This window comes from Staphylococcus sp. 11-B-312, from assembly GCF_016743055.1.
Taxonomy (GTDB): domain Bacteria; phylum Bacillota; class Bacilli; order Staphylococcales; family Staphylococcaceae; genus Staphylococcus; species Staphylococcus ureilyticus.
Window position 1 is genome coordinate 2154300 of sequence record NZ_CP068241.1, and the last position, 25191, is coordinate 2179490.

At 32.0% G+C, this 25191-nt stretch carries 25 protein-coding genes; 12 read left to right on the forward strand and 13 right to left on the reverse strand.

Features of this window, described 5'->3' with window-relative positions:
• Window positions 1-169: 169 nt before the first annotated feature.
• Entirely contained in the window at window positions 170-1228 is a 1059-nt protein-coding gene (locus tag JG554_RS10420; RefSeq protein WP_070039105.1) for a glycosyltransferase family 4 protein, read from the reverse strand.
• Window positions 1229-1636: 408 nt separating this feature from the next.
• Here JG554_RS10420 and gdpS point away from each other — a divergent pair, with 408 nt between their 5' ends.
• From gdpS to pepT, 4 genes are all read left to right on the forward strand, one after another.
• Entirely contained in the window at window positions 1637-2707 is a 1071-nt protein-coding gene (gdpS, locus tag JG554_RS10425; protein ID WP_046207422.1) for a GGDEF domain-containing protein GdpS, read from the forward strand.
• Between the two features lie 367 nt (window positions 2708-3074).
• Window positions 3075-3836, forward strand: a complete 762-nt coding sequence (locus JG554_RS10430) for a threonine/serine exporter family protein (protein WP_046207421.1) — start codon at window positions 3075-3077, stop codon at window positions 3834-3836.
• Window positions 3837-3850: 14 nt separating this feature from the next.
• Window positions 3851-4351 carry a threonine/serine exporter family protein gene (locus tag JG554_RS10435; RefSeq protein WP_046207420.1) on the forward strand — a complete coding sequence of 167 codons (501 nt, stop codon included), beginning with the start codon at window positions 3851-3853 and terminating at the stop codon, window positions 4349-4351.
• A gap of 11 nt (window positions 4352-4362) precedes the next feature.
• The gene (pepT, locus tag JG554_RS10440; protein WP_046207419.1) at window positions 4363-5601 is read left to right on the forward strand and encodes a peptidase T; all 1239 of its coding nucleotides are present in this window, start codon (window positions 4363-4365) and stop codon (window positions 5599-5601) included.
• Window positions 5602-5744: 143 nt separating this feature from the next.
• Here pepT and JG554_RS10445 read toward each other — a convergent pair whose 3' ends face one another.
• From JG554_RS10445 to JG554_RS10460, 4 genes are all read right to left on the reverse strand, one after another.
• Window positions 5745-5903, reverse strand: coding sequence for a hypothetical protein (locus tag JG554_RS10445; RefSeq protein ID WP_157948033.1), 159 nt, complete (start codon window positions 5901-5903; stop codon window positions 5745-5747).
• 154 nt (window positions 5904-6057) lie between these two features.
• Window positions 6058-7182, reverse strand: a complete 1125-nt coding sequence (locus JG554_RS10450) for a glycerate kinase (protein WP_203265299.1) — start codon at window positions 7180-7182, stop codon at window positions 6058-6060.
• Window positions 7183-7417: 235 nt separating this feature from the next.
• Window positions 7418-7738: a bacillithiol system redox-active protein YtxJ gene (ytxJ, locus tag JG554_RS10455; protein ID WP_019469507.1), complete on the reverse strand. Its 321-nt coding sequence runs from the start codon at window positions 7736-7738 to the stop codon at window positions 7418-7420.
• A gap of 153 nt (window positions 7739-7891) precedes the next feature.
• Window positions 7892-8779, reverse strand: coding sequence for an EMYY motif lipoprotein (locus tag JG554_RS10460; RefSeq protein WP_203265300.1), 888 nt, complete (start codon window positions 8777-8779; stop codon window positions 7892-7894).
• A 127-nt stretch (window positions 8780-8906) separates the two neighbouring features.
• Here JG554_RS10460 and JG554_RS10465 point away from each other — a divergent pair, with 127 nt between their 5' ends.
• The 3 genes from JG554_RS10465 (at window position 8907) to JG554_RS10475 (ending at window position 10824) form a co-directional block, all read left to right on the forward strand.
• The gene (locus JG554_RS10465; RefSeq protein WP_107360121.1) at window positions 8907-9449 is read left to right on the forward strand and encodes a GrpB family protein; all 543 of its coding nucleotides are present in this window, start codon (window positions 8907-8909) and stop codon (window positions 9447-9449) included.
• Window positions 9450-9573: 124 nt separating this feature from the next.
• Window positions 9574-10497 carry a UDP-N-acetylmuramate dehydrogenase gene (gene murB, locus JG554_RS10470; RefSeq protein ID WP_064209514.1) on the forward strand — a complete coding sequence of 308 codons (924 nt, stop codon included), beginning with the start codon at window positions 9574-9576 and terminating at the stop codon, window positions 10495-10497.
• Window positions 10498-10509: 12 nt separating this feature from the next.
• Window positions 10510-10824 (forward strand): CHY zinc finger protein, encoded by a 315-nt coding sequence (locus JG554_RS10475; RefSeq protein WP_046207414.1) that lies wholly within the window; start codon window positions 10510-10512, stop codon window positions 10822-10824.
• A 128-nt stretch (window positions 10825-10952) separates the two neighbouring features.
• Here the strand turns inward: JG554_RS10475 and JG554_RS10480 are convergent, their stop codons facing one another.
• The 5 genes from JG554_RS10480 to JG554_RS10500 form a co-directional block, all read right to left on the reverse strand.
• The gene (locus JG554_RS10480; protein ID WP_107360120.1) at window positions 10953-11282 is read right to left on the reverse strand and encodes a PH domain-containing protein; all 330 of its coding nucleotides are present in this window, start codon (window positions 11280-11282) and stop codon (window positions 10953-10955) included.
• 256 nt (window positions 11283-11538) lie between these two features.
• Window positions 11539-12588 (reverse strand): ferrated catecholamine ABC transporter substrate-binding lipoprotein SstD, encoded by a 1050-nt coding sequence (locus tag JG554_RS10485; RefSeq protein WP_046207412.1) that lies wholly within the window; start codon window positions 12586-12588, stop codon window positions 11539-11541.
• A gap of 106 nt (window positions 12589-12694) precedes the next feature.
• On the reverse strand, window positions 12695-13495 hold the full coding sequence (locus tag JG554_RS10490) for an iron ABC transporter ATP-binding protein (RefSeq protein ID WP_046207411.1): 801 nt from the start codon (window positions 13493-13495) through the stop codon (window positions 12695-12697).
• On the reverse strand, window positions 13492-14451 hold the full coding sequence (locus JG554_RS10495) for an iron chelate uptake ABC transporter family permease subunit (RefSeq protein ID WP_107360119.1): 960 nt from the start codon (window positions 14449-14451) through the stop codon (window positions 13492-13494). Before JG554_RS10495 ends, JG554_RS10490 begins: the two co-directional genes overlap by 4 nt.
• Complete coding sequence (locus tag JG554_RS10500; protein ID WP_046207409.1) at window positions 14441-15409, reverse strand: ABC transporter permease; 969 nt, start codon at window positions 15407-15409, stop codon at window positions 14441-14443. The genes JG554_RS10495 and JG554_RS10500 overlap by 11 nt, the downstream gene beginning before the upstream one ends.
• A 139-nt stretch (window positions 15410-15548) precedes the next feature.
• Between JG554_RS10500 and JG554_RS13235 the strand changes: the two genes are divergently transcribed.
• A complete protein-coding gene (locus tag JG554_RS13235; protein ID WP_186297061.1) occupies window positions 15549-15704 on the forward strand; it encodes a hypothetical protein in 156 nt (51 codons plus the stop codon).
• A 170-nt stretch (window positions 15705-15874) separates the two neighbouring features.
• On the opposite strand, the gene nrdF is transcribed toward JG554_RS13235, so the two are convergent.
• From nrdF to nrdI, 3 genes are all read right to left on the reverse strand, one after another.
• The gene (gene nrdF / locus JG554_RS10505; RefSeq protein WP_019469517.1) at window positions 15875-16843 is read right to left on the reverse strand and encodes a class 1b ribonucleoside-diphosphate reductase subunit beta; all 969 of its coding nucleotides are present in this window, start codon (window positions 16841-16843) and stop codon (window positions 15875-15877) included.
• Between the two features lie 238 nt (window positions 16844-17081).
• Window positions 17082-19187, reverse strand: coding sequence for a class 1b ribonucleoside-diphosphate reductase subunit alpha (nrdE, locus tag JG554_RS10510; RefSeq protein WP_107360118.1), 2106 nt, complete (start codon window positions 19185-19187; stop codon window positions 17082-17084).
• A complete protein-coding gene (gene nrdI, locus JG554_RS10515; RefSeq protein ID WP_046207407.1) occupies window positions 19150-19548 on the reverse strand; it encodes a class Ib ribonucleoside-diphosphate reductase assembly flavoprotein NrdI in 399 nt (132 codons plus the stop codon). Before nrdI ends, nrdE begins: the two co-directional genes overlap by 38 nt.
• 710 nt (window positions 19549-20258) lie before the next feature.
• Between nrdI and JG554_RS10520 the strand changes: the two genes are divergently transcribed.
• The 4 genes from JG554_RS10520 (at window position 20259) to JG554_RS10535 (ending at window position 25126) form a co-directional block, all read left to right on the forward strand.
• A complete protein-coding gene (locus tag JG554_RS10520) occupies window positions 20259-21146 on the forward strand; it encodes a DMT family transporter (protein ID WP_046207406.1) in 888 nt (295 codons plus the stop codon).
• A gap of 13 nt (window positions 21147-21159) precedes the next feature.
• Window positions 21160-21660: a preQ(1) synthase gene (gene queF, locus JG554_RS10525; protein WP_046207405.1), complete on the forward strand. Its 501-nt coding sequence runs from the start codon at window positions 21160-21162 to the stop codon at window positions 21658-21660.
• 182 nt (window positions 21661-21842) lie between these two features.
• Window positions 21843-23357, forward strand: coding sequence for a peptide MFS transporter (locus JG554_RS10530; protein WP_064209518.1), 1515 nt, complete (start codon window positions 21843-21845; stop codon window positions 23355-23357).
• 260 nt (window positions 23358-23617) lie between these two features.
• Window positions 23618-25126 (forward strand): peptide MFS transporter, encoded by a 1509-nt coding sequence (locus tag JG554_RS10535; RefSeq protein ID WP_070039070.1) that lies wholly within the window; start codon window positions 23618-23620, stop codon window positions 25124-25126.
• Window positions 25127-25191 lie beyond the last annotated feature (65 nt).

Genomic DNA, 25191 nt, shown 5'->3' on the forward strand with positions numbered 1-25191 from the left:
TCATACAATTATCAGCTAAACATAAACTTACCGCTATACATTGATGCATGTGATGAATGTATAATTTGAAAAATTAAGTATTATCAGTCGTGACTTTGTAAATCATTGTTAATCATATAAAATTAGAACCTGAGATATTCATATCTCAGGTTCTAATTAGGTAGTTTATCTATTCATCTTCTTTATGTCGCTCTTTATTTTCAATTAATTTTAAGAGCGGTCTATAATCATCATCGATTAATCCTGTAAATTCAACAATGAGTTCAATCGTAATGAGTATGAGCACAAGCATCATGAGTACACCCCATGGTTGTGATAAATACAAAATAATACTTGAAAGACTAAATAACAACGCGATTGAATATATTAGTATTACTGTTTGACGATGTGAATAACCTAATTCTAGTAATTTATGGTGTAAATGCGATTTATCCGCTTGCATAATACGTTGCCCTTTTTTCACACGTCGTATCATAGCAAATAAAGTATCTATGAACGGTACTGCTAAAATAACAATCGGGAAAAATAAAGACACAAACGTAATATTTTTGAAACCTAAAAGCGAAAGAAAACCAACAATAAAACCAACAAGCAATGCGCCGCTATCACCTAAAAATATTTTAGCCGGATGAAAATTAAAACATAAGAAACCTAATAGCGCACCGATAAGCACACTACAGATCATTATGATAAATATATTTGCCTGTAATATTGCGATGAACCCAATAGTCATCAGAGCGATAGTTGCTACACCAGATGCCAAACCATCCAATCCATCAATTAAGTTAATCGCATTGGTAATCGCTACAATCCATATCACAGTAATCGGAACACCTAAAATACCAAAATGTATTGTCGGTCCAATCGGTAATGAGATGAAATCTATGGTTACGCCGTAGTAAACGACAACCAGAGCTGCAATCACTTGTCCTAATAATTTTAAGATTGGCGTTAAATCATAGATATCATCTATTAACCCTACTAAGTAGATTAATACTGCTCCAATGACAAGTGGCTTCACCTCTGTTTCAATTGGATGCCCTAACCAAATCCCCAATAAAAAGGAAAGTAGTATCACAGTACCTCCTAAGACAGAAGTTGGTTTTTTATGTACTTTCCTAAAATTAGGTTGGTCAACGACGCCCAATTTATGGGAAACCTTTATGACAATGGGAGTAAGTATTAAACTGACAATCATTGAAAAAATGATTAATAATAACGTATACATCAGTTCACCTTCATTAATTTAAGTCTTTATAATTTTGAATTTGAGTTTAAAGTCTCTATAAATATTCTAAATATGAAATCATATTTGGTTATGGATATACACTTGTATATTTTCAAAACATAGTTTACTTGATATATGTATCGAAAATTCTATAAATGATTCAATTAAGTCTATAATACACGATGTACTTTTAGTAATACAAATAGTAATGTAATCATTAGCAGAGTTCAACGCTGAAATTCACTTTCTTTTTTATAGAATAATCAATTTATATATTTTACAATCACTCAAATAAGTATTTTAACATGAATTTTAAACGAATGTTATTAATTTCTAAATATCAATGATGACAAAATGTAACTTTTCACTTACAATGACTAAGTGTTTATTTAAAGGAGCGTAAGAAAAATGTTTGAAGCTATTATTTATAATATTGCGGTCACTGTCGCAGGAATTTATTTATTCCACCGATTACAGTACTCTGAAAATAAAAATATGGTGTTTTCAAAAGAATACGTCACGATTTTAATGACCATTGTAGCATTATTATTATCTGTTAAACCTGTCCCTATCTTTAATGAGTATGTCCTCTATTTATCTTTTGTGCCGATTTTATTTTTAGGTAGATATACAAATATGGTTTATACAGTTTTAGCAGCGTTTATCGTATCTTTAGTTAATGTATTAATTGGTGATTATACGATTATAACTGCAATGATTTTAATTGTAATAGCCATCATTGTTGGAGCAATAGGTCCATTTTTAAAACAAAATGATATTATCTCATTACAAATACTCAACTTAATTACGCTAGTCATATTTGTCATCTTATCATTGATTAGTCCGTATTATGAATTTAAAGAAGTACTATATATGATACCGTTATCGTTCGTTTTAACCATCACTTCTTCGATTACATTCGTAGATATTTGGCATTTCTTCTCATTAGTAAATCGCTATGAGAATGAAGATAGATTTGATTATTTGACTGGTTTAGGCAATGTTAAAGAATTCGATAGACATTTGAATGAAACTACACGCATTGCAGAAGAAAATGATGAAAGCTTAGGTTTACTACTCATTGATATTGATGGTTTTAAAGATGTTAACGACATGTATTCACATGATTCAGGCGATGCTGTATTACGACAAATCGCACAATTATTAAAAAACTATGTGCCTGAACAATTTAGCATTTACCGTAATGGTGGTGAAGAGTTTTCTGTAGTATTATATGACTACACACTAGACCAATGTGTTAAGTTAAGTGAAAGTATCCGTAAAGGCGTTGAACAATCTACTTTCCATTTACCAAACAAAGAAATGATTAAATTATCAGTCTCTATTGGTGTCGGATACCTAACTAAAGATGATTATAAATCTCAACGTACCGTCTTTAAAGTTGCAGATGATATGTTGCATATGGCTAAAAATGAAGGTCGTAATCAAGTGATGTTTAACCCTATAGTTAAATTATAACTAAATAAATGTATTTTCAAAGCTTGGGATAATTTAAATTATATATCTCAAGCTTTTTAATTTATATCATGGAACGGTCTATTCAAATATGGCGAATTCAACATAATCCATAACAAATCACTTTTGAAAGTAACGTGCTTAAATCTTTAGTGTACACATGCAAATATGCTTAAGCTATAACAACTCATATGCATGACTTCAATATTTTTTATAATTAAACATATCATTTATAAATTTAAGTTTGTTACAATATAGGTGGTTAATGATAATAACAATCTGTACTGAAATAAATACTATTGAAAGTTACCTTCGTACACGGTAAACTTTCTATTGATTGATTTACGAAAAATTTAGGAGGTGCCCAGCTATGTCTGATTCGATCACTATCATTGATGAAGATAAAGTGATTGACGTTGTGCTCATCGCAGGCAGAATATTGCTTGAAAGTGGCGCTGAAACTTATCGCGTTGAAGATACGATGAATAGAATTTCAGCAAGTTTTGGCCTAGATGATACATATAGTTTTGTAACATCTACAGCGATTATATTTTCACTCAATAACCGTACAAATACAAGACTTATCCGTATACGTGAGCGTACGACTGATCTAGAAAAAATTGCATTAACAAATAGTTTATCTAGAAAGATTTCTAGTAATCAATTAAGTATAGATGAAGCAAAATCTGAACTCATACATTTACATCATGCATCACTACAGTTTTCATCTATCACTAAATTTTTTGCTGCCGCCATAGCTTGTGGCTTCTTCTTATTTATGTTTGGTGGAGTTATGAATGACTTCTTTTTTGCAATTCTTGCAGGAGCTGGGGCATTTTTAACTTTTGACTTTGTTCAACGTTATATACAAATAAAGTTCTTTTCAGAATTTATTAGTGCTGCAGTTGTGATTACGATAGCAGCTTCATTTTCAAAATTAGGTATGGCAGCAAACCAAGATATTATTACTATTGCAGGTGTCATGCCATTAGTTCCTGGTATTTTAATTACAAATGCTATTCGTGACCTTATGGCAGGAGAACTCATCGCTGGTATGTCTCGCGGTGTCGAAGCGGCACTGACATCATTTGCTATAGGCGCTGGTGTTGCAATCGTATTATTAATATTTTAAAAAGGAGTGCTCAAATGGTCATTGGCTACTATGTCTTACAGTTTATTATTAGTTATTTAGCAACGATGCTATTTTCTGTTATTTTTAATGCACCTCGACGTCTCCTTTTAGCTTGTGGTTTCGTTGGTGCTATGGGATGGATTATTTATAAAGTAACCCTTGATTTAGAATTAGGCAAAGTTATGGCTTCATTTCTAGGGAGTTTTATATTAGCAATTATGAGTCATACCATGAGTAGACGTTATAAAAGACCAGTCATCATCTTTATTGTGCCTGGCATTATTCCGCTTGTCCCTGGAGGACTTGCGTATGAAGCAACACGTTACTTAGTGAGTAACCAATATACACATGCCGTCAATACATTTCTCGAAGTAACACTTATTTCGGGCGCAATTGCTTTTGGTATTCTGTGTGCAGAGATTATTTATTATATTTATACACGCATAAAACAACATATTGGTAAAATGAATGGTAAAATATATAAGAAATCATATAATATGAATAACAGAGCATAAGGGGTGTTTTTATGAAAAATGATATTATTGAACGACTTACGCGATATGTCAAAATTGATACACAATCTGATCCACTTTCAAATTCAACACCTTCCACTAAAAAGCAGTGGGATTTATTGGATTTATTGAATGATGAATTAACTGATTTGGGTTTAGAAACTGATGTTGATGAAAATGGCTATTTATTTGCAACATTAGAAAGTAATGTAGACGAAGTTATCCCGACTGTCGGTTTTTTAGCACATGTTGATACTTCACCTGATTTCAATGCCACAAATGTCAATCCACAAATCATTGAGCGTTATGATGGGAAACCAATTCAGCTTGGTGATACAAATCGAGTTTTAAGCCAAGATGTCTTTCCTGCAATGAAACAAGTAGAAGGACATACTTTAATGATCACAGATGGTACTTCGCTATTAGGAGCAGATGACAAAGCTGGCGTCGTTGAAATTATGGAAGCTTTAAAACATTTGACATCGCATCCAGAAATCAAACATGGTCGTATCAGAGTAGCTTTTACACCGGATGAAGAAATCGGTAAAGGGCCACATGCATTTGATGTCGAACGTTTTAATGCTGACTTTGCATATACAATGGATGGTAGTCAATTTGGTGAGTTACAATACGAAAGTTTTAACGCTGCAGAAGCAACTGTAACTTGTCATGGTGTGAATGTTCATCCAGGTTCCGCAAAAGATGCGATGGTCAACGCTGTACTTTTAGGCCAGCAATTCAATGCACTTTTACCACAAAATGAGGTGCCTGAACGTACAGAAGGTTATGAAGGTTTTTATCATTTAATGAAATTTGATGGTGATGTTGAGAAAGCAAAGCTTTACTATATTATTCGTGATCATGATAAACATGAGTTTGATTTACGTAAAAAACGTTTAGTAGAAATTAAAAATGATATCAATAGTCATTTTGAAGATGAACCCATTGAAGTTGAAATAAACGATCAGTATTACAATATGGGAGAAAAAATCAAACCTATGCCACATGTTATAGATATTCCTAAACGTGTCTTTGACAAATTAGATATCCCAGCTAATACTGAACCAATCCGTGGTGGTACAGATGGTTCACAACTTTCATTTATGGGAATGCCAACCCCTAACATTTTTACTGGCTGTGATAATTTCCATGGTCCTTTCGAATATGCATCTATTGATGTCATGGAAAAAGCGATTGAGGTTATAGTTGGTATCGCCCAAGAAGTAGTAGTAACTTATCAAAATAATAAATAATATCGGTACCATATAGAGCGCTAGCTCAGGTAATCCTTAATATTGCCGCTCAATTTATTGCGTTATTAAGGCTTATGCTTGAGCTAGCTTATGTAATCACTTTTTATTTGCCAGGGTGGAACGACGAAATCTTTTTAATATAATCAGATTTCTGTTCCATCCTCTTTTTTAAATTTATGTTTTATCATTTTGGTTATGCATACATTTCTAGTCCACGTTCCCATACCTTTTGCAATGTTATGCTTGCTTAAACCTACAATGCCTTCAGGTGTCATCGTTATAATGGTGCTATTTTTCATCATCTCCAAACGCTATTAAAAAAACCGTCAATTTCTATTGTAAATCTACAGAAATTGGCGGTTTTACTTGGTACAAGATGTTCAGGGCACTTTTGCCGATGTTTAATTAGTAATTTTATCGTTCTAGCACATCAATAGACAACGATGCATGCTTGTTTTATTGATTAACATCAAATTGTGTTTTCAATAACTTAATCGCTTGAACCGTATAATGTCTAATTTGAATGCCCATTTTAAAATCTGTAAAGGATTGCGGCATTTCGATAAATGTATTAAACATTGCTGTTACACCCATCGATTCAAACAAATCAAATTTATCATCAGTAGCACAAATGGCAATCGACGGTTTATTATATTTTGTAGCTAACTCAGCTAAGCGAACGGTCGTCGTTTCTAAAATTTGATCTTGTTCGTTCACACCTTCACCAAATATTATTAAATCTGCTTGTTGAATTAATGATTCTAAATGTGTAATCTGATCCACTAGTTCATGACTTGTCATAATCTCAGCATCATATAAGCCGTTTAACACTGCAGCTATACCTCCACCAGCGCCACCTCTTTGAATAGGCCCTAGTGCAGTTTTCAATTCAGCTTTAAACATCTCACTTAAATACCAAATTAAATTATCTACCTCAGCCGCTTCTTGATGCGAAATTTGGTAATTTTCATATGTTTGCATAATTTCACTATTTTTACCATATAATTTACTATCAAAATCTGACATAAGTTGAATTCTCATATCTTTCAATTTTGGATTAACTTTAGAAACATCTATACGTCTAATATATTTTAGTACACGACTGCCTTGCGTAACATCGATTTCTTGCGCTTCGTCATCATAAAATTTAGCTCCGAGTGCTTGAAGCATACCAGCACCACCGTCAAAACTACCAATAGCACCTAACGAAATAATTAAATGTTCAGCACCATTTTCTATTGCATCAAGTATAATTTCACCTAAACCATAACTTGTTCTTTCTATAATTGGTCGTTGCCCTTTTAAAAATAGATTGCCTTCAATAATTGTCATGCCATTATCTGTAATACCATAAACTGCTTCTACTTCATTCATATCTGCATCATGGGCAACCACTCTGTATTTGGTACCTGATTGCCATAAAAAGACAGAATCCATCAATTCATGCCGACCATTAAACAACGGTACTTGTACGATATCCGCTTTCTCTATTTGGCTAGCAACCGCTTCTTCTACATACCGATTGGCTTGATAACTAGATATAATACCATTAAATTCATCCATCGCTACTAATACTTTCATTTTGTCACCTCTAATATTCATATTACCTTACATTTTTCATAGCTTTATTTTTAAATTGACGCGAATACCACGCCTGATAAAATGATCAATATTCAATTACCGTGGATTTATGACTAATTCAACTTTATATTATACATGCCAAAACACAATTTTTCACATTATAAGAAACGCTTGCTAAACCTTTTAATATAACTTAAAGCTTAACAAGCGTTTCTTTTTTTAAATATTTATTTTTTTACTCTTCAGCGCCTGCCAAAGATTTCACATTAATATGATCGTGACTTGCATTCCAAATCGCTTGTCCCTTCACAAAATAAAATGCTTGTGGCGATTCATGTTTTACATTCGTTTTTTCTTCTATATAATCTGATAAAGCTCTTTCTTGTTGTACGATTAAATAATAACCATCCATATCTCTTTCATATAAAAATTTGTTAAATTGATCAATAGCATTGGCTGAAATAGGACATGTTTCACTATGCTTCAGCACAAATACATATTTATTTTCTTCTAAAACTTGCTCAAACTGGTCAATCGAACTCAGCTTTATAGCCATTCTATTCACCTCTAAAAATATTTAACACACCACATTGTATCTAAAAGTGTGAAATTCCAATGATATTCACATATCATTGTTTCCAATTATACACAATTACCTTTTTATTGTTAACAGTTTATTACAAATCTCATAACTTAATTGAATAATTTATTATTGATATTTACCTTTTATTTCGGCATACTTTTTATTAAAATCCTTATCATATTGTTTTAAATCTTTACTTTCTTTCGGTAATTGATTGATGTCTATTTTAGCTATTGCTTCACCAATTTCAATTGTCTCTTCTCTTGTTTCATAGTAATTTTGTAAGCTGTAGTACATCTCAATCGTATTTTTACGCGCATCATTCACATAACCATCTGTAATTTCTGCCTTGTTTAAGTCTTTAATTTGTTTTTTTATTAATGGCATAATTTGATTTTCAATGGCTTGTTGCTCTGATTTAGCACTTCTAGCATTTGATTCTTTTTCCGCTGTATTTTTTAAATCTTTATTATTTTGTTCTAACTTCTCTTTAAAGCCTTTAACACTTTCACCCGCATTATTAGCTTTTTTCATATTTTCTTCTACTTGTGATCTATTCTTTTCGAAAAGTTTTGTATAATCTAAAATATCTTCATTTGCTTTAACTGACTGATTGTATAAATTAACAAATGTTTTAAGTTCATCAATCGCAGCTTTTTTCTTTTTGATTGATGTTAAATATTTAGATTTTAATTCCTTGGTTTCTTCGGACTGTGCTGGCAGATTTTTTGTAGCTTTCTCATATGCTTCAAATTTAGGTGTTAACCTGCTATTCAAATTGTTTTGCAATTGATTAAATTCTTTTTTGTTTTTATCAGTCATATCTGTTTTACTTAAATCATTAATGTTTTCTAAATCAATAGAATCCATTTCTTTATTGAACGCCTTTTCTTTTTGCTTTACATCATTTAAAGTGCTATCGAAATCTTTAAATTCGTTGGCACTTTCATGTCCGCAAGCAACAATTACGACAGCAAAACAAACTAATAAAACAAAGCACATTAATTTTTTCATTTCTGCACTCCTTATCATTACGTATTATACAGAAACTTATTTAACTTGAAAATAATATATGATATATTATTCCAGAATTTATAGTTTAACAATTTATTTTGATCATTTAAAGGAGTGATTTATTTCAATGTATTCGGATGTTCAACCTTTTATCAAAGAAGATGTTCAGCAAGCTTTTATTAAACAATATAAGATGCTACGTCATAAATTATTGACTCTTTTAGATACACCAGTAAAAACAACACATCATATTGGAGGGACTAGCCACTTCAACTACCCTACCGAACCTATTTTAGATGTATTAGTAGGGGTAGATGATTTACATGATATCACTGCTTTAGATGAAAAAAGACTAAATTATCAAGGTTTTTATAGACTTCATCATCCATATCACAAAAAAGTAGTTATGGCTCAATTTAATAATCTCATTGATTTAAAACAAATTGCTCGATTACATATTGTTCAAATAGACTCACAACTTTATAATGATTATCTGAAGACAAATTATTATTTAACAATCAATGCATCTTCAGCAACTCACTTCGGAAAACAAAAGTACAATTTAGCAACTGATACAGCGCCAATTCGTGAATACGAAAATCAGAAACAATTACTTTTTAAACAACTACTCCGTGAAATTAATAAAGATTTATCGAACACACATCACTAACGTTTAATCATTAAAAGAATAAATAAACTGAATCGTTTTCAATAAAGCGATACACTGTTTAGCAAACAAGTTAAATCATTGGTATAATATATAAATGAATTCAACAGGAAAGGATGTTCTATAATTGCATAAAGATGACATCTTAAAAGAATTAGAAGCAATAGTTCCAAAAGATATTATAAAAGTTGACGAACCACTAAAACGCTATACATACACTGAAACGGGTGGTCAAGCAGATTATTACTTATCTCCAACGCAAAATGAGCATGTACAAGCTATCGTCCATTTTGCTTACACAAACGATATCCCCGTCACATATTTAGGGAATGGTTCAAACATTATTATCCGAGAGGGTGGAATTAGAGGCATTGTCATCAGTTTACTTCAGTTAGATTATATTGATGTTTCAGATGATGCAATCATCTCAGGAAGTGGTGCTGCAATTATTGATGTATCACGTACTGCACGAGACAATGCACTAACTGGATTAGAGTTTGCCTGTGGTATCCCAGGGTCAATTGGCGGTGCTGTATTTATGAATGCGGGGGCTTATGGTGGTGAAGTCAAAGATTGTATCGATTATGCCCTTTGCGTTAATGAAAAAGGAGACTTAATCACACTGACAAACAAAGAGCTTGAGTTAGATTATCGTAATAGTATCGTTCAAAAAGAACACTTAGTTGTATTAGAAGCTGCATTTACATTAACGCCTGGCAATCTACAAGATATCCAAGAAAAAATGGATGATTTGACTGAAAGAAGGGAAACAAAACAGCCACTAGAATATCCATCTTGTGGCAGCGTCTTTCAACGACCACCAGGCCATTTTGCTGGTAAATTAATACAAGATTCAAATCTACAAGGCTATCGTATAGGTGGCGTAGAAGTATCAAAGAAACATGCAGGTTTTATGGTAAACGTAGATAAAGGTACTGCAACTGATTACGAAGATTTAATACATCACGTACAAAAAACAGTTAAAGCTAAATTTGATGTTGAACTTCATCCAGAAGTTAGAATCATCGGTGAGCATCCTATTGAACGTTAGGAGTGTTATAAGATGCCAAAAATATATGGTGCAACTGTAGATAGCGAGACACGTTGTACACACTACCATACACCATTAGATGTAATAGCAATTAAATTCAAATGCTGTAATAAATATTATCCATGTTATAAATGTCATAATGAAGACACCTCTCATCCAATACAAAGATGGGAAACTGAAGCGTTTAATACAAAAGCAATTTTATGTGGTGTATGTAAACATGAAATGACAATCAATGCATATATGTTGATTGAAGCTTGTCCAAACTGTGATGCCCATTTTAATAATCGCTGTAAATATCATTACAGCACGTACTTTTCTATATAATTGGCGTTTAACAATAAGAGCGAGACAGAAATTTATTTTTCTAATTTCTGTCTCGCTCTTTGATATATTCAAATATCGTAAATCCATCCTAAACATGGTAAAGGCACGTTCTCTCAAACACTATCTTTTTATTGAATGTTTATTTTGCCCTTTACAAATTGTACAAACGCTTCTGCATCACCTTTTTGTATATCTTTCATCGGCATTGGTCCAATATTAAATGTGAAATGAATGCGACCGTCTTCGTATGTAATTTTCTCTACTTCATCATAACCTATACTTCTATAATAGAATTCCCCATTCATATCTACATTTAAAATAATGCGTTCGTTTGTAGCAATAAACGCACCTTCAAATTCTGTAGAACCTTGTACAGAATACTCTATCGTACCCAATACACTGGGACCTTTCTTTTCTGTTGGAAATAAATCATTTGGGTTCACATTATCTAAAATCATTTTTATGTCACCTTCTTTTACTATTTTTATTCATTATACAAGTTTTCAACTCAATTTATTACTTAAGTGCTCAATGTCATTTTAGTACTGAGCCAAACAAAAAACAATTGAGACTAATCAAGCGCATCCCTGTCACATTTATTAACAACCGGTAAGCAAGACTATACCATATTAAAAAAGCAGTGAATTCACGTTTAAAGTGATTTTCACTGCTTTTAGTATACGTTATTAAGACAATCCCCACTTATGCCTATTACTATTTTTTATCTATTGCTTTCTCAACTTCTTCAATTTGTTTAATTGCAGTTGTTGTTGAACCACTTGAGAAGTACCAAAGTTTTGGATCCAATTCATATACTTTATTATGTTTAATCGCATCAACATCTTTGATGACATCATTGCTCAATGCTTTTTTAGCAGTAGATTTACCTGCTACAGCTTGTCCGCGGTCCATCGCAAAAATAATACCAGGATTTTTTTCTGCAACATATTCATTTGTAACATTTTGTCCATGATTACTTTCTTTAATTTCTTTATCTGCTGGTGTAAAGCCCATTGTATTAAATATCATAGAACCAAAACGTTCACCTGGACCAAATGTTGATAATTCACCTTCATTTACTAATAAATATAACGCTTTTTGATCTTTTAAATCTTTTGTTTTTTCTTTTATACCTGCGATTTTATCGTCTAATTTTTTATTAAGAGACTTAACTTCATCTTCTTTTTGATAAATTTTACCTATTTTTTCAGCGTTTGCTTTAAGCGACTTAACTTCATCTTTATTATCTACGCCTATGTAAACAACTTTAGCATCTGGTGCTGCTTTTTTAAATTCATCCAAGTTTTTTTGGTTAGCTGTACGTCCAGATATGAATATTACCTCAGGTTTTGCTTCTGCAACTTTGTCAAAATTCACTTCTTTCAAACTACCAGTATTTAAATATTTATCACTTTTAAATTCACTTAAGAAATCTGGTAATGATTTAGCATCTTCACCTTTAGGAAGTGCTTTAACTTTATCTTCAAGTCCTAACTCTTTTAATGTATCTAATGCACCATAATCAAAGACAACTGCATTTTTAGGATTTACTGGAACATCAACTGATTCTTTTACAGATTTTGCGTCACTGCCATCACGCTTTTCGCCATTAGCTTTATAATTATTTTCTATCTTAACTGTTTTATTTGATTCATTATTATCTGATTTTGTGTCAGATGACTTTTTGTCGTCTGAACCTCCATTATTACATGCTACTAATAAAAACATTAAACCTATAACCATAAATAAAGCAAATTTCTTCATATGTTTAATCCTCCTGGAATAATAAAGTTAATCACCATTTCAATATGCCTTTTAAAATGAACAACGTTGCAGTTGCATCACTCCCTTCATTAACAACCATTTCATTTTAGACTGATTGTAATATCGATAGTTCATACTCTGCTGTTTCTTCATCAAAATATACACAAATACGTTGTCCGCGAATGTCTTCAATTTTAACGTCCATATCATATAGTGTCTTAAGCGTATCTTCTTGTATAACTTCATCTTTAGTACTTGCTTTGACCATTTCTCCATCTTTCAATGCAATGATGTCATCTGAATAGCACGAAGCAAAATTAATATCATGAATGACAACAACAATAGTTTTATTGAGGGATTTAGCGAGTTGACGTAATGTTTTCATAATTTGAACTGAATGTTTCATGTCTAAATTATTTAATGGTTCATCAAGCAAAATATACTCTGTGTCCTGTGCTATCGTCATAGCTACGTATGCACGTTGTCGTTGACCACCTGACAATGTTTTTAAGTAACGATGTCTAATTTCTTTAAGATTCAATAACTCAAGTGCATACTCAACTTGCGCTCGATCCGCCTCATTTAAGCGTCCTTTTGAATATGGAAATCTTCCAAAATTAACAAGTTGCTCCACAGTAATATTTAACTCAGTATGATTGGCCTGTTTCAAAATAGATAATTTTTTAGATAACTCATTACTTTTATATTCAGATATAGCTTTCCCCTCAATCTCAATAGTTCCTTTATCGAAATCAATCAAGCGTGTGATTGCTGATAATAAGGTACTCTTACCAGCGCCGTTTGGACCTATCATTGAAGTTAAACGCCCTTTACTGATTTCTACATTAATGTCATTTAAAATCGTTTTATCTTGAATCGTTTTAGTCAATCCTTGAACACGTATCAATTCGCATGTCTCCTTTTAATTAATAGATAGATAAAGTACGTTCCACCTACTAAGTCTATAATGATACTCACTTGCGTCGTCGCTTCAAATAAATTTTCCACTACACTCTGTGCAATAAATAAACTCAACCAACTTAAACAAATCGTTGCCGGTAATATATATTTATGTTCATAGGTTTTCATCAATTCGTGTGCTAGATTAACTGTTAACAATCCTAAAAATGTAATTGGACCTACCAATGAAGTAGAGATGGATACTAATATCGCAACAAGTATAAGTAATAATCTTGTAACCATTTTATAAGACAAACCTAAATTAATTGCTTGGTCTTTGCCTAATAAAAGTACATCTAAATACGGTATCGCAATCACTGTAATAAGGATTAATATCATTAATATAACTCCGCACAGCATCACCAATTTACTATTGGAAGCATCAAAATTGGCAAACATTGAACTCTGAACTGCCAAAAAGTCTTCAGGATTAATAATCAGTTCTAAAAATCCAGTGATACTTCTGAAGAAAGTGCCTAAAATAACTCCTATGAGTAAAATAAAGTATATTGACACATCACCAATTCTAAAGATACCTTGAAATAGTAATAGTGAAAATACAACCATTACTAACAGTGAAGTAGCAAAACTTAAATATATATTAGTAACAAATGCAGACTGTACACCAAACACAAATACTAGCAATACTTTCACAAACATATATACAGCATCAAGCCCCATAATCGACGGTGTTAACAAACGATTCGTTGTAATTGCCTGAAAAATGACTACTGAAGCTGCAATTGCTCCACCTACCAATAGCATAAGCACTAATTTTCTAAAACGGCTGATAAACTGGTATCTAAAAATTTCGAAATCAATACCGATGAAAAGATAAATTAAAGCAACACATAAAGTGATAGCGATTAATATCATTAACTTTGATTTAGCACTAATCTGCATAATTATGTCTTCCTTTCATCAATAAGATTAAGAAAATAATCGTGCCAAAGACACCAATTGTTAAACCAATATTTATTTCATATGGATAGACAATAATCCTACCAATTATGTCAGAAAACATAACAAATACTGCCCCTAACATTGCTGTATGAGGCAATGCTTGTTTTAAATGATCACCTCTAAAAATTGACACAATATTCGGAACAATGAGGCCTAAAAATGGTAATGTCCCCACTGTAACAACTACAAGCGCTGTTATAGTTGCAGTGATAAATAAACCAATATTTATTATTTTTTCATAGTTAACGCCTAAGTTATTACTAAAATCTTTCCCCATCCCTGCAATCGTGAAATGATTAGCAAATATATATGTAAGTATTAATAAAGGAATGCTTAAGTATAATATTTCATATCTACCACTCGTAATGATAGCAAAATTTCCGTTAAGCCAGTTGCCTACACTTTGTACAGTATTCGTTCTTAGAGCAAGAAATGTCGCTAAGCTAGACACAATACCACCAAGCATAATACCTAAAAGTGGAATAAAAATAACATCTGTGAATCGTATGTACTGTACTAATTTAACAAATAAGAATGTGCCACCGATGCTTAATATTACTGCAAATATTAATTTAATAATAATATTCTCTTGTGGAAAAAATATCATTGATATTAAAATACCTAACTTGGCCCATTCCATTGTCCCTGCTGTCGTTGGACTCACAAATTTATTTTGCATCATCTGCTGCATAATAAGTCCAGAAAGCGCTAAAGTACTGCCAGAGATTAAGATACTTATAGTTCTGGGGATCCTACTAGACACGATGATATTTATTTGTTCATGCGTTAAATGAAAAATATCAGTAATCGATACTTTACTAACGCCTATAAATAAAGAAAGGATAGTTAAAAAGAATAAAATAATAGCTAAGACAACGCCATTTAGTAAAAATTTCATAGTGAGTAATTAATCCTTTCATAAACGCTATATCGTATTGAATGTGATAATCATTATCAATACCTATAAATTAAATTTTATCATCTTTGCAAGTAAATTCAATAGCAATAATAGAGATTATCAAAACAATTCTCCATTTATGTTAAAAATATCTAAATTAGAAACTAATACCTTTAATCAAGTACTTTCATTTTATACTCAAGTATTTATAGAAATTTTTGTCGTTTCACTTGAATCACTCATTCAACTATTACGTAAGACAAAATTAGTGTTCGAATTAGTTGTATTGGCATAAAATTTGTAAATTGTAGTACATCGAACGAAACTTATACAAATTAAAAAAACGTCAATTTCTATATAATTTTAATAGAAACTGACGTTTTTTGGTGATTAAAAATTGCTTATATTTGAGACATCTGCAATCACTAAATTTTATATTATTATGATAGTTGAAATGGTCGCAATTTAGTCTTCAAAAATAAAATCTTCATCTTGTAATGCTTCAACGTTTAGCGCTAATGTATAACCATCGCCTTTAACAGAGAAGAAATCATGATTTTTTGTAGATGTATCTAGCGCATTTTCGATAATTGGATTAAATTCTCTCTCTTCAAAGTAAGGATCAAATCCAAGGTTTGATAATGCTTTGTTACCATTATATCTTACATAGTTAAGCACATCTTCAGTTAAACCGATATCATCATATAAAGATTGTGTATAAGAAACTTCGTTTTTATATAATTCATCTAATAGTTTATACATTTCTTGGTCTGCTTGTTGTTTTTCACTTTCAGACAATTCATTTCGTAAACTTTGCGCATCCATCCCAGTAAACACACCATGAATAGATTCATCTAATAAAATTTTACGAATGATTTCTCCTGAGGTTGTCATTTTACCTTGCCCAGCTAAATATAATGGGTAATAGAAACCAGAATAGAATAAAAATGTTTCTAGAAAAACACTTGATACACGTGCGATATATTGATCATAAATCGATGCTTCTTTACCCCATAATTTATGATAATTATTTACAATTTTATCCGATTTAAATTTCAAATGTGGCTCTTCTAGGACCCATTTATCTAATAAGTAGTTTGTTTCGCTAGATGGTAATAAAGTTGTAAAGATGTGAGAATAACTTTTAGCATGAATTTGTTCCATCATCGCCATAAAGGAATAAACCGCTTTTTTACGTAAATCTGTAGTATGTAACATGATTAATGGCATGCCATCATCTGCTTGGTGTGTATCCAGACCAGTTAAACCTGCTAATGCTTTTTTAAATGCATTTTTTTCTTCATCGGATAATGTTTTCCAACTTGCAATATCTTTTGAAACTTTAAATTCAGTTTCTACCCACATTTGCGAAATATTTTGTCGCCAAAACATATTTGTCATATCTTCTTGAGTATTCCAATTGACTGCTTTCATTTAGATAATTCCCCTATCTAGTAAATATTTATTTGAATTATAAAACACAGAAAGTGGGACAGAAATCTAAATATATCTTTAGATTTACTATCCCTCTGCATAAGTGACTCTATTTCTATAATGTTGATACACTTTAATTTAAATCATGTTCACTTAATGCATTACCTTTTTGTTTTTAAAACATATGCGATATTTCAAGATTCATATTTCCTTGTTCATTAAATTAGATAGCCTCGTTTTATATTGCACAACTCGTACATTCTTCAACACTTAATAATTTATTTCTAGTGTAATATAAAGATTTCAACCCTTTATGATGTGCATAAACATATAATCTAGATAATTCACGTGTTGATATCTCTGAGTTTACATAAAGAATTGTAGAAATACCTTGATCCACATGTGTTTGGATCGTAGCAATTAAATCGATTAATTTCATTTGATCAGTATTGAATGCAGATTTGTAGTACCACATTGTTTCTGGTGATAAGAATGGCATTGGATAAAACGTTTCTGCATTACCGTAAGTACGGCGCTCAATTTGGTCAACTATCGGCATAACTGAACTTGTCGCATTTTGAACATAAGAAATACTTTGTGTTGGTGCAATCGCTAAACGATATGCGTGGAATAAGCCGTGAGTTTCAACTTCTTTTTGTAATGCTTTCCAATCTTCAAGTGTAGGAATTTCTAAACCTTCAAATAATTTACGTACTTTTTCATATTTTGGTGCAAACGTTTGCGAAGTGTAAAACTCAAAATATTTCCCATTCGCATAATCTGATTTATCAAAGTCTTTAAATGTTTCTTGTCTATCTTTTGCAATTTCCATGGATCTTTCAATTGAATAATAGTTCATCATCATGAAGAATATGTTAGCAAAATCTTTTGCTTCTTCAGATTCATAACCAATTTTATTTTTAGCTAGATAACCATGTAGATTCATAACGCCTAATCCAACTGAATGTAATTCACTATTAGCTTTTCTAACACCTGGCGCATTTTGTATATTTGCTTCATCACTGACCACTGTCAATGCATCCATGCCTGTGTGCACTGAATCTTTAAATTTTCCAGATTCCATAACATTAACAATATTTAAAGATCCTAAGTTACAAGATATATCACGTTTTATTTCGTCTTCGATACCATAATCGTTAATAATAGACGTTTCTTGTAATTGGAAGATTTCTGTACATAAGTTACTCATTTTAATTTGACCAATATTAGAGTTAGGATGTACTTTATTCGCATTATCTTTAAACATTAGATAAGGATAACCAGATTGCAGTTGTGTTTGTGCAATCATATTTAGCATTTCACGAGCGTCTTTTTTCTTTTTATCAACATTTGGATTGGCTACTAAACTTTCGTAGTATTCATCTAAATTAATGTCATCTAACGTTACACCATATTCATTATAAACTGTATGTGGTGCGAACATATAAAAGTCTTTACCTTCTTTTGCCAGTTCAAAGAATTTTGAAGGTACAATTAAACCAGTAGAAATAGTTGATAATCGCAAATCTTCATCCGCGTTAACTTTTTTAGTATCTAAAAATTCTTCTACATCATAATGGAAAATATTTAAGTACACTGCACCAGCCCCAGGACGTTGTCCTAATTGGTCAGCATAGCTAAATCCACCTTCAAGAGATTTAGCAACAGGTAATACACCTTTTGCCACGCCTTTAATACCTTTAATCGCTTCTCCTCTAGCACGCAATTTAGATAAGTTGATAGCAACACCGCCACCAATTTTACTTAACTGTTTCGCTGTAGAATCTATAAAATTGATTGAATTTAAACTGTCGTCTACTTCAAGTAAGAAACATGATACAAGCTCACCACGACGCGCACGCCCAGCATTTAAAAACGTTGGCGTTGCTGGTTGGTAACGTTGTTCAATCATAGCTGAGATAAGTTGTCTAGCTGTCGGTTTATGACCATTTGCTAGATATAGTGCAACAATCACAACATGTTGCTTATAATCTTCTAAGAACTGTGTTTTATCGTTTGTCTTCAACGCATAGTCTTTAAAGAATTTACTTGCTGACATATAACTGGCAAAACGAAAGTCAATACTTTTAGCATAATCTGTAATTTCTTGTAAATCCGCTTCTGAATATTTTTCAAAAACGTCAAAATAAAAATCGTTATCCACGAGATAATGTAAGCGTTCAATTTCAGTATCAAAATAGATTGTCTTATCTTGAATCTCTTCTAAATAAACTGCTAGCGCTTCTTGATCCTTTTCCAAATTAAAGAAACCATTATCTTTTCTTTTTGTAACCTCATTGTTTAATTCAATATGATTGTATTTCTTCTCGTCCATAATCTTCATTGAAATTTCCCACCTTATCTTTAAATTCATCTATATCATCTGCAGTGCCCTGTACTTCAAACTTCAATAATAATGGAACTTGGTAACGTTCCGAAATTGATCGTCCAGCTTTTGCGAAATTTTGTCCCCAATTACGGTTTCCGCTAGCTGCAACAGCTTTTAATAAATCATCATTTACTTCTAAAAACGCTTGAACTGGTTGGGGTACCTCACCAAATCCTATTGTCCCAGTGACCAAAACGAATGGCTCCTCAATTCTCTCTGAACAATTATTTTGCGTGATTTCCATAACATTTGTCAGTTCGGTTTTTTTTATAAATCTGCGCACATTGCCGGAAAACGAAAAATATACCACTTTCATTGGCTCACCTTCTTTCTAATAGAAATACGTAAGTTGGAAAATCAAAAATTGTAAGGCTTTCGAGGTGTTGCTTTTGAATGTATTAAATGATTGAAATAACCACTATATATAGTAACTTGTAATTCTATAAGTAGGTATGTAAAAACTCAACATTTAAGTATTAATGCCTTATTTGTCATTATTTAAAGCCTGAAACTGTGTGATTTTACTTAAAATTTGATTTATTATAAATAAATTGACCACGTATCAAAACACAATATATAGTGTTTCGTCCTGGCCATTAATACTATATTATGTGTTTCATTATACATAACTCATCGCCTTATTAAAAGTCTTTAATTTATGTCAAAACAATGAAAACAGTATGAAAATGGCACCAATTCAACCTTAAACTCAATTTTAAATTTTTAAAAAATATTTTTTCGACTTTTAGAGGCTCAATGCTTGCTTTTTTTAATTTCTCTTTAAAGCTTGATATATCTGGATTATCTAGCCATAGGCCTTATATATTGCGCTTCATATATTATATTTTAGAACTAATTGCTATACTTAATTACTTTTAAAATTTCTTAATGAAACACTACATAAACAGAACGTTTGTTCGTATTTATACTTTAATATATTTCCCTTTTAAATTCAAGCATATATACATTTTCTAAATAACTATGCTAATATAGATACGTTAAAATTTTAAAATTGAGGCGATATATGTGAATCCAAAAATAAAAGGTATTATTGCTATTCTAATTTCTGCAGTTGGTTTTAGCTTTATGTCTGTTTTTTTTAGATTAGCTGGAGATCTCCCTGTCTTTCAAAAATCATTGGCAAGAAATCTAGTGGCAATGTTTATTCCTTTGTATTTTATATTTAAGTACAAACAACCACTTTTTGGTAAATTGAGTAGCCAGCCTTTATTAATATCTCGTTCTGCGCTTGGCTTAATTGGCGTATTATTAAATATATATGCCATCGACCATATGATTCTTAGTGACGCAGATACATTAATGAAATTAAATCCTTTTTGGACGATACTACTTAGTTTGATTTTCTTAAATGAAAAAGTACGCAATTACCAATTTATTGCTATGATCGTAGCCATTTTTGGTATGTTATTCGTTGTGAAACCTGAGTTTTCTTCTTCTATGATTCCAGCGATTGGCGGATTACTATCAGGTATCTTCGCGGCAAGTGCCTATACTTGTGTTAGAGCATTAAGTAGCAAAGAGGCACCATATACGATTGTTTTTTATTTTTCTTTCTTCTCTATAATAGCACTCATTCCATTTACGATATTTACATTCGAACCAATGTCTGTCATGCAAGTTGTTTATTTAATCGGTGCTGGCTTAGCTGCGGCTGCTGGTCAAATAGGTATTACCTTAGCCTATAGTTTTGCCCCAGCTAAAGATATTTCAATATTTACGTACGCATCTATTATATTCACCGCGCTATTTGGTTTTATTTTATTTGGTGAGTCACCAGATTTCTATGCAATTCTAGGTTATATCATTATCATTGGTGCAAGCTATTATATGTTTGAAAAAGCAAGACGCCAACCGTTAACCGTTCAGAAAAAGGAACAAAAATCTAAATATTAAAGGAGCAATTACGATGTCTGAAGGACGTAAACATGAAGATTTAAAAGATATTACTTTACTAGGAAACCAAAATAATAAATATGATTTTGATTATCGACCAGATGTATTAGAATCATTTGATAATAAACACCCGGGCCGTGATTATTTTGTTAAATTCAATTGTCCTGAGTTTACATCTTTATGCCCTATTACGGGTCAACCTGATTTTGCTACTATTTATATTTCGTATATTCCAAATATTAAAATGGTAGAATCTAAATCATTAAAATTGTATTTATTTAGCTTTAGAAATCATGGCGATTTTCATGAGGACTGTATGAATATTATTATGAATGATCTCATCGACTTAATGGATCCACATTATATAGAAGTTTGGGGCAAATTCACACCTCGTGGTGGTATATCTATTGATCCTTATACAAACTATGGTCGCCCTGACAGTAAATATGAAAAAATGGCAGAACATCGTTTAATGAATCATGATCTCTATCCAGAAAAAATAGATAATCGTTAATACAATAGGATAAACAAAAACCAAAAGTTGTTAAGTCTCGTTCGATAAAGGCTTAACAGCTTTTTTTATTAAAATATTTTATTTTTGTATTTTTGAATGTATTTTATATTAAATCAATTCATACTTGTTAAATTATGAGATACAGTATAAAATATATCCAACCGTTAAAGGGGAGGGAAATTATGAAAAGATCGAATTATACGCATGAAGAAATTATGAAAGACATCCCAAACAAAGGTTTCTTTGGGCATCCAAAAGGACTAAGCACTTTATTCTTCACTGAATTTTGGGAGAGATTCAGTTATTATGGTATGAAAGCCATTTTAATTTTTTACTTATATTATGCCGTGGCTGATGGAGGCTTTGGATTGCCGCAAAGTGTTGCCATGCAAATTGTCGCAATCTACGGTACTTTAATTTATATGTCAGGTATCATCGGAGGATGGATTGCAGATAGAATCACTGGTACACAAGATGCAGTTTTCTATGGTGGATTCCTCATTATGATTGGACATATTTTACTTTCGTTACCAAACAATTTAACACTTGTACTAATTGCACTTGGTGTTATTATCGCTGGTACAGGGTTATTAAAACCAAATATTTCTACAACTGTAGGAGAATTATACGAACGTAACGATGTTAGAAGAGATGCAGCTTTTACGTTATTCTATATGGGAATTAATTTAGGTAGTATATTTGCACCACTACTTACAGGCTATCTACAAACAAGAATCAGTTTCCACGCAGGTTTCTTAGCAGCAGCAATCGGTATGTTCTGTGGATTAGTCGTTTATATTTTAAAACGTAAAAAATATCTTGGTCTTGCAGGTCGTAATGTGCCAAATCCATTAACAAAACCAGAAATCAAAAAATTCACTTTAATCACTGTTGGCGTCATTGTTTTATTTTTAATCTATTTATTTATTTTACATTTAAATAATGCACTTACATTAGGAAACTTTAGTCTTTTAATCACAATTTTAGGAATCGTACTACCTATATACATATTTATTAATATGATTGTGAGCAAAGATGTTACAAAAGATGAACGTTCACGAGTATACAGTTACGTACCTTTATATATCACATCTGTGGCATTTTGGATGATTCAAGAGCAAGGTTCAACGATACTTGCGACGTTTGCAGATACAAAAACTCAATTAGAAATGAAAACATTAACCAATGGTTTAATTGATTTTTCAATTCCTGCTTCTTGGGCACAATCATTAAATCCAGTATTCATTGTGATACTTGCACCAGTATTTGCAACTTTATGGATGAAACTAGGAAAACATAATCCACCAACAGTTCATAAATTTGCTTTTGGAGCTATCATTGCAGGCCTTTCATATTTAGTGATGATTATTCCGTTAGCCTCAGGAAATGAGTTGATTAATCCTCTATGGCTTGTACTAAGCTTCTTATTAATATCAATTGGTGAATTGTGTATATCACCTGTTGGTTTATCAACAACTACAAAACTTGCACCACTGACATTTACTGCACGTATGATGAGTTTATGGATGTTAAGTAACGCAACTGCACAGGGTCTTAATGCCCAACTTGTTGTTGTATATACAAAAATGAATCAAAGCGATTACTTCATGTACTCAGGATTAGTAGCAGTCGTTATTGGGGTTATACTCTTAATCATTTCACCAAAAGTAAAACGTGCGATGAAAGGTGTATATTAATTGCTTAAATTATGATATTTCTAAGTGAGCAATATAGAAATCTTTGAAATCAGATTTCTATATTGCTTTTTTTGTATAATAATACACTGCCACCCATTTAAATATAAATAAATAAAGATTTATGCTTATATAAATTGAAAATAAATCAGAATATTTCGAATATTGTTGTTTTAAGAATATTATTGAAATTTAATTTAATTAAGCGTAAAATCATTTTTATACATTCTTATAGGGAGTATGAAAGGACGGGGAATGTTTTTATGCAAAATCAAGATAAAGCCCATGAACAAGCGGTTCAATCCATCCCACAAAAAGGATTTTTTGGACACCCTAAAGGGCTAGGCGTATTATTCTTTGTTGAATTTTGGGAGAGGTTCAGCTATTACGGTATGCGTGCCTTACTCATTTTCTACATGTATTTCGCTATTAAAGATGGTGGACTCGGCATGGATAAAAGTACTGCGCAGTCAATTATGGCAGTATACGGGGCACTGATATACATGACATCTGTACTCGGCGGATGGATTTCCGATAGAATTACAGGGACACGCGGAGCAACGTTTTACGGTGGTGTTCTAATCATTATTGGACATATCTTCTTAAGTTTACCTTTAGATATCATAGGATTATTTATTTCTATGTTCTTTATTATTGTAGGTTCTGGTTTAATGAAGCCAAGCATTTCAAATATTGTTGGTAGATTATATCCCGATAGAGATACACGAATAGATGCTGGTTTTGTTATATTCTATATGTCGGTTAACTTAGGCGGATTAATTTCACCTATTATTCTAGATCGCTTTGTACATACAGGTAACTTCCACGGCGGGTTCTTAATCGCTGCCATTGGTATGGCGCTTGGACTTGTTTGGTATATATTTTTCAATAAAAGAAATTTAGGTCAAATTGGTACAAAACCAACTAACCCATTGAATAAGAGCGAGAAGAAAAAATATGGTATTTTATTTGCTGCAATCATTGTAATCATTGCAGTTGTATTATTAATTACCGGCTTAACAGGCACATTATCATTTAATTTAGTTAGTACAACAGTACTTATACTAGGGATTGCCTTACCAATCGTATATTTCACAATTATGATTCGAAGTAAAGAAGTCACAGATGATGAACGCTCAAGAGTAATCGCATTTATACCGCTATTTATACTTGGCGTCATTTTCTGGTCTATTCAAGAACAAGGTGCTAACGTTCTTAATCTCTTTGCATTTGAAAGCAGTGACATGAAATTAAATCTATTTGGGTGGAAAACAGATTTCGGCCCTACACTCTTCCAGTCGATAAATCCATTATTTATTGTATTGTTAGCGCCAGTGGTTTCACTGATTTGGGCCAAAATGGCTCGACGTCAACCAAGCATAGCAACAAAATTTGTTCTAGGCGCAATATTAGCAGGTGCTTCTTACATAATGATTGGCTCTATTGGACATTCAGCTGGCGGAGCAGACATTAGTGTAAACTGGGTTATTTTGTCTTATATTATTTGTGTTATCGGTGAACTCTGTTTATCACCTACAGGTAACAGTGCAGCAGTTAAACTCGCACCAAAAGCTTTCAACACACAAATGATGAGTTTATGGTTATTAACAAATGCTTGTGCGCAAGCTATAAATGGTACTTTAGTGAAGCTCATTGAGCCTCTGGGACACAAAAATTATTTCCTATTTTTAGGAAGTATTGCAATTGTAGTTAGTTTGATTGTTTTAGCATTTGTACCAAAAATCGTCAAAGGTATGCGTGGCATTAAATAGCATACGTATCAACCCCACTTCTCACTTTATTGAGTAAGTGGGGTTTTTCATGCGCTAAAGGTCAG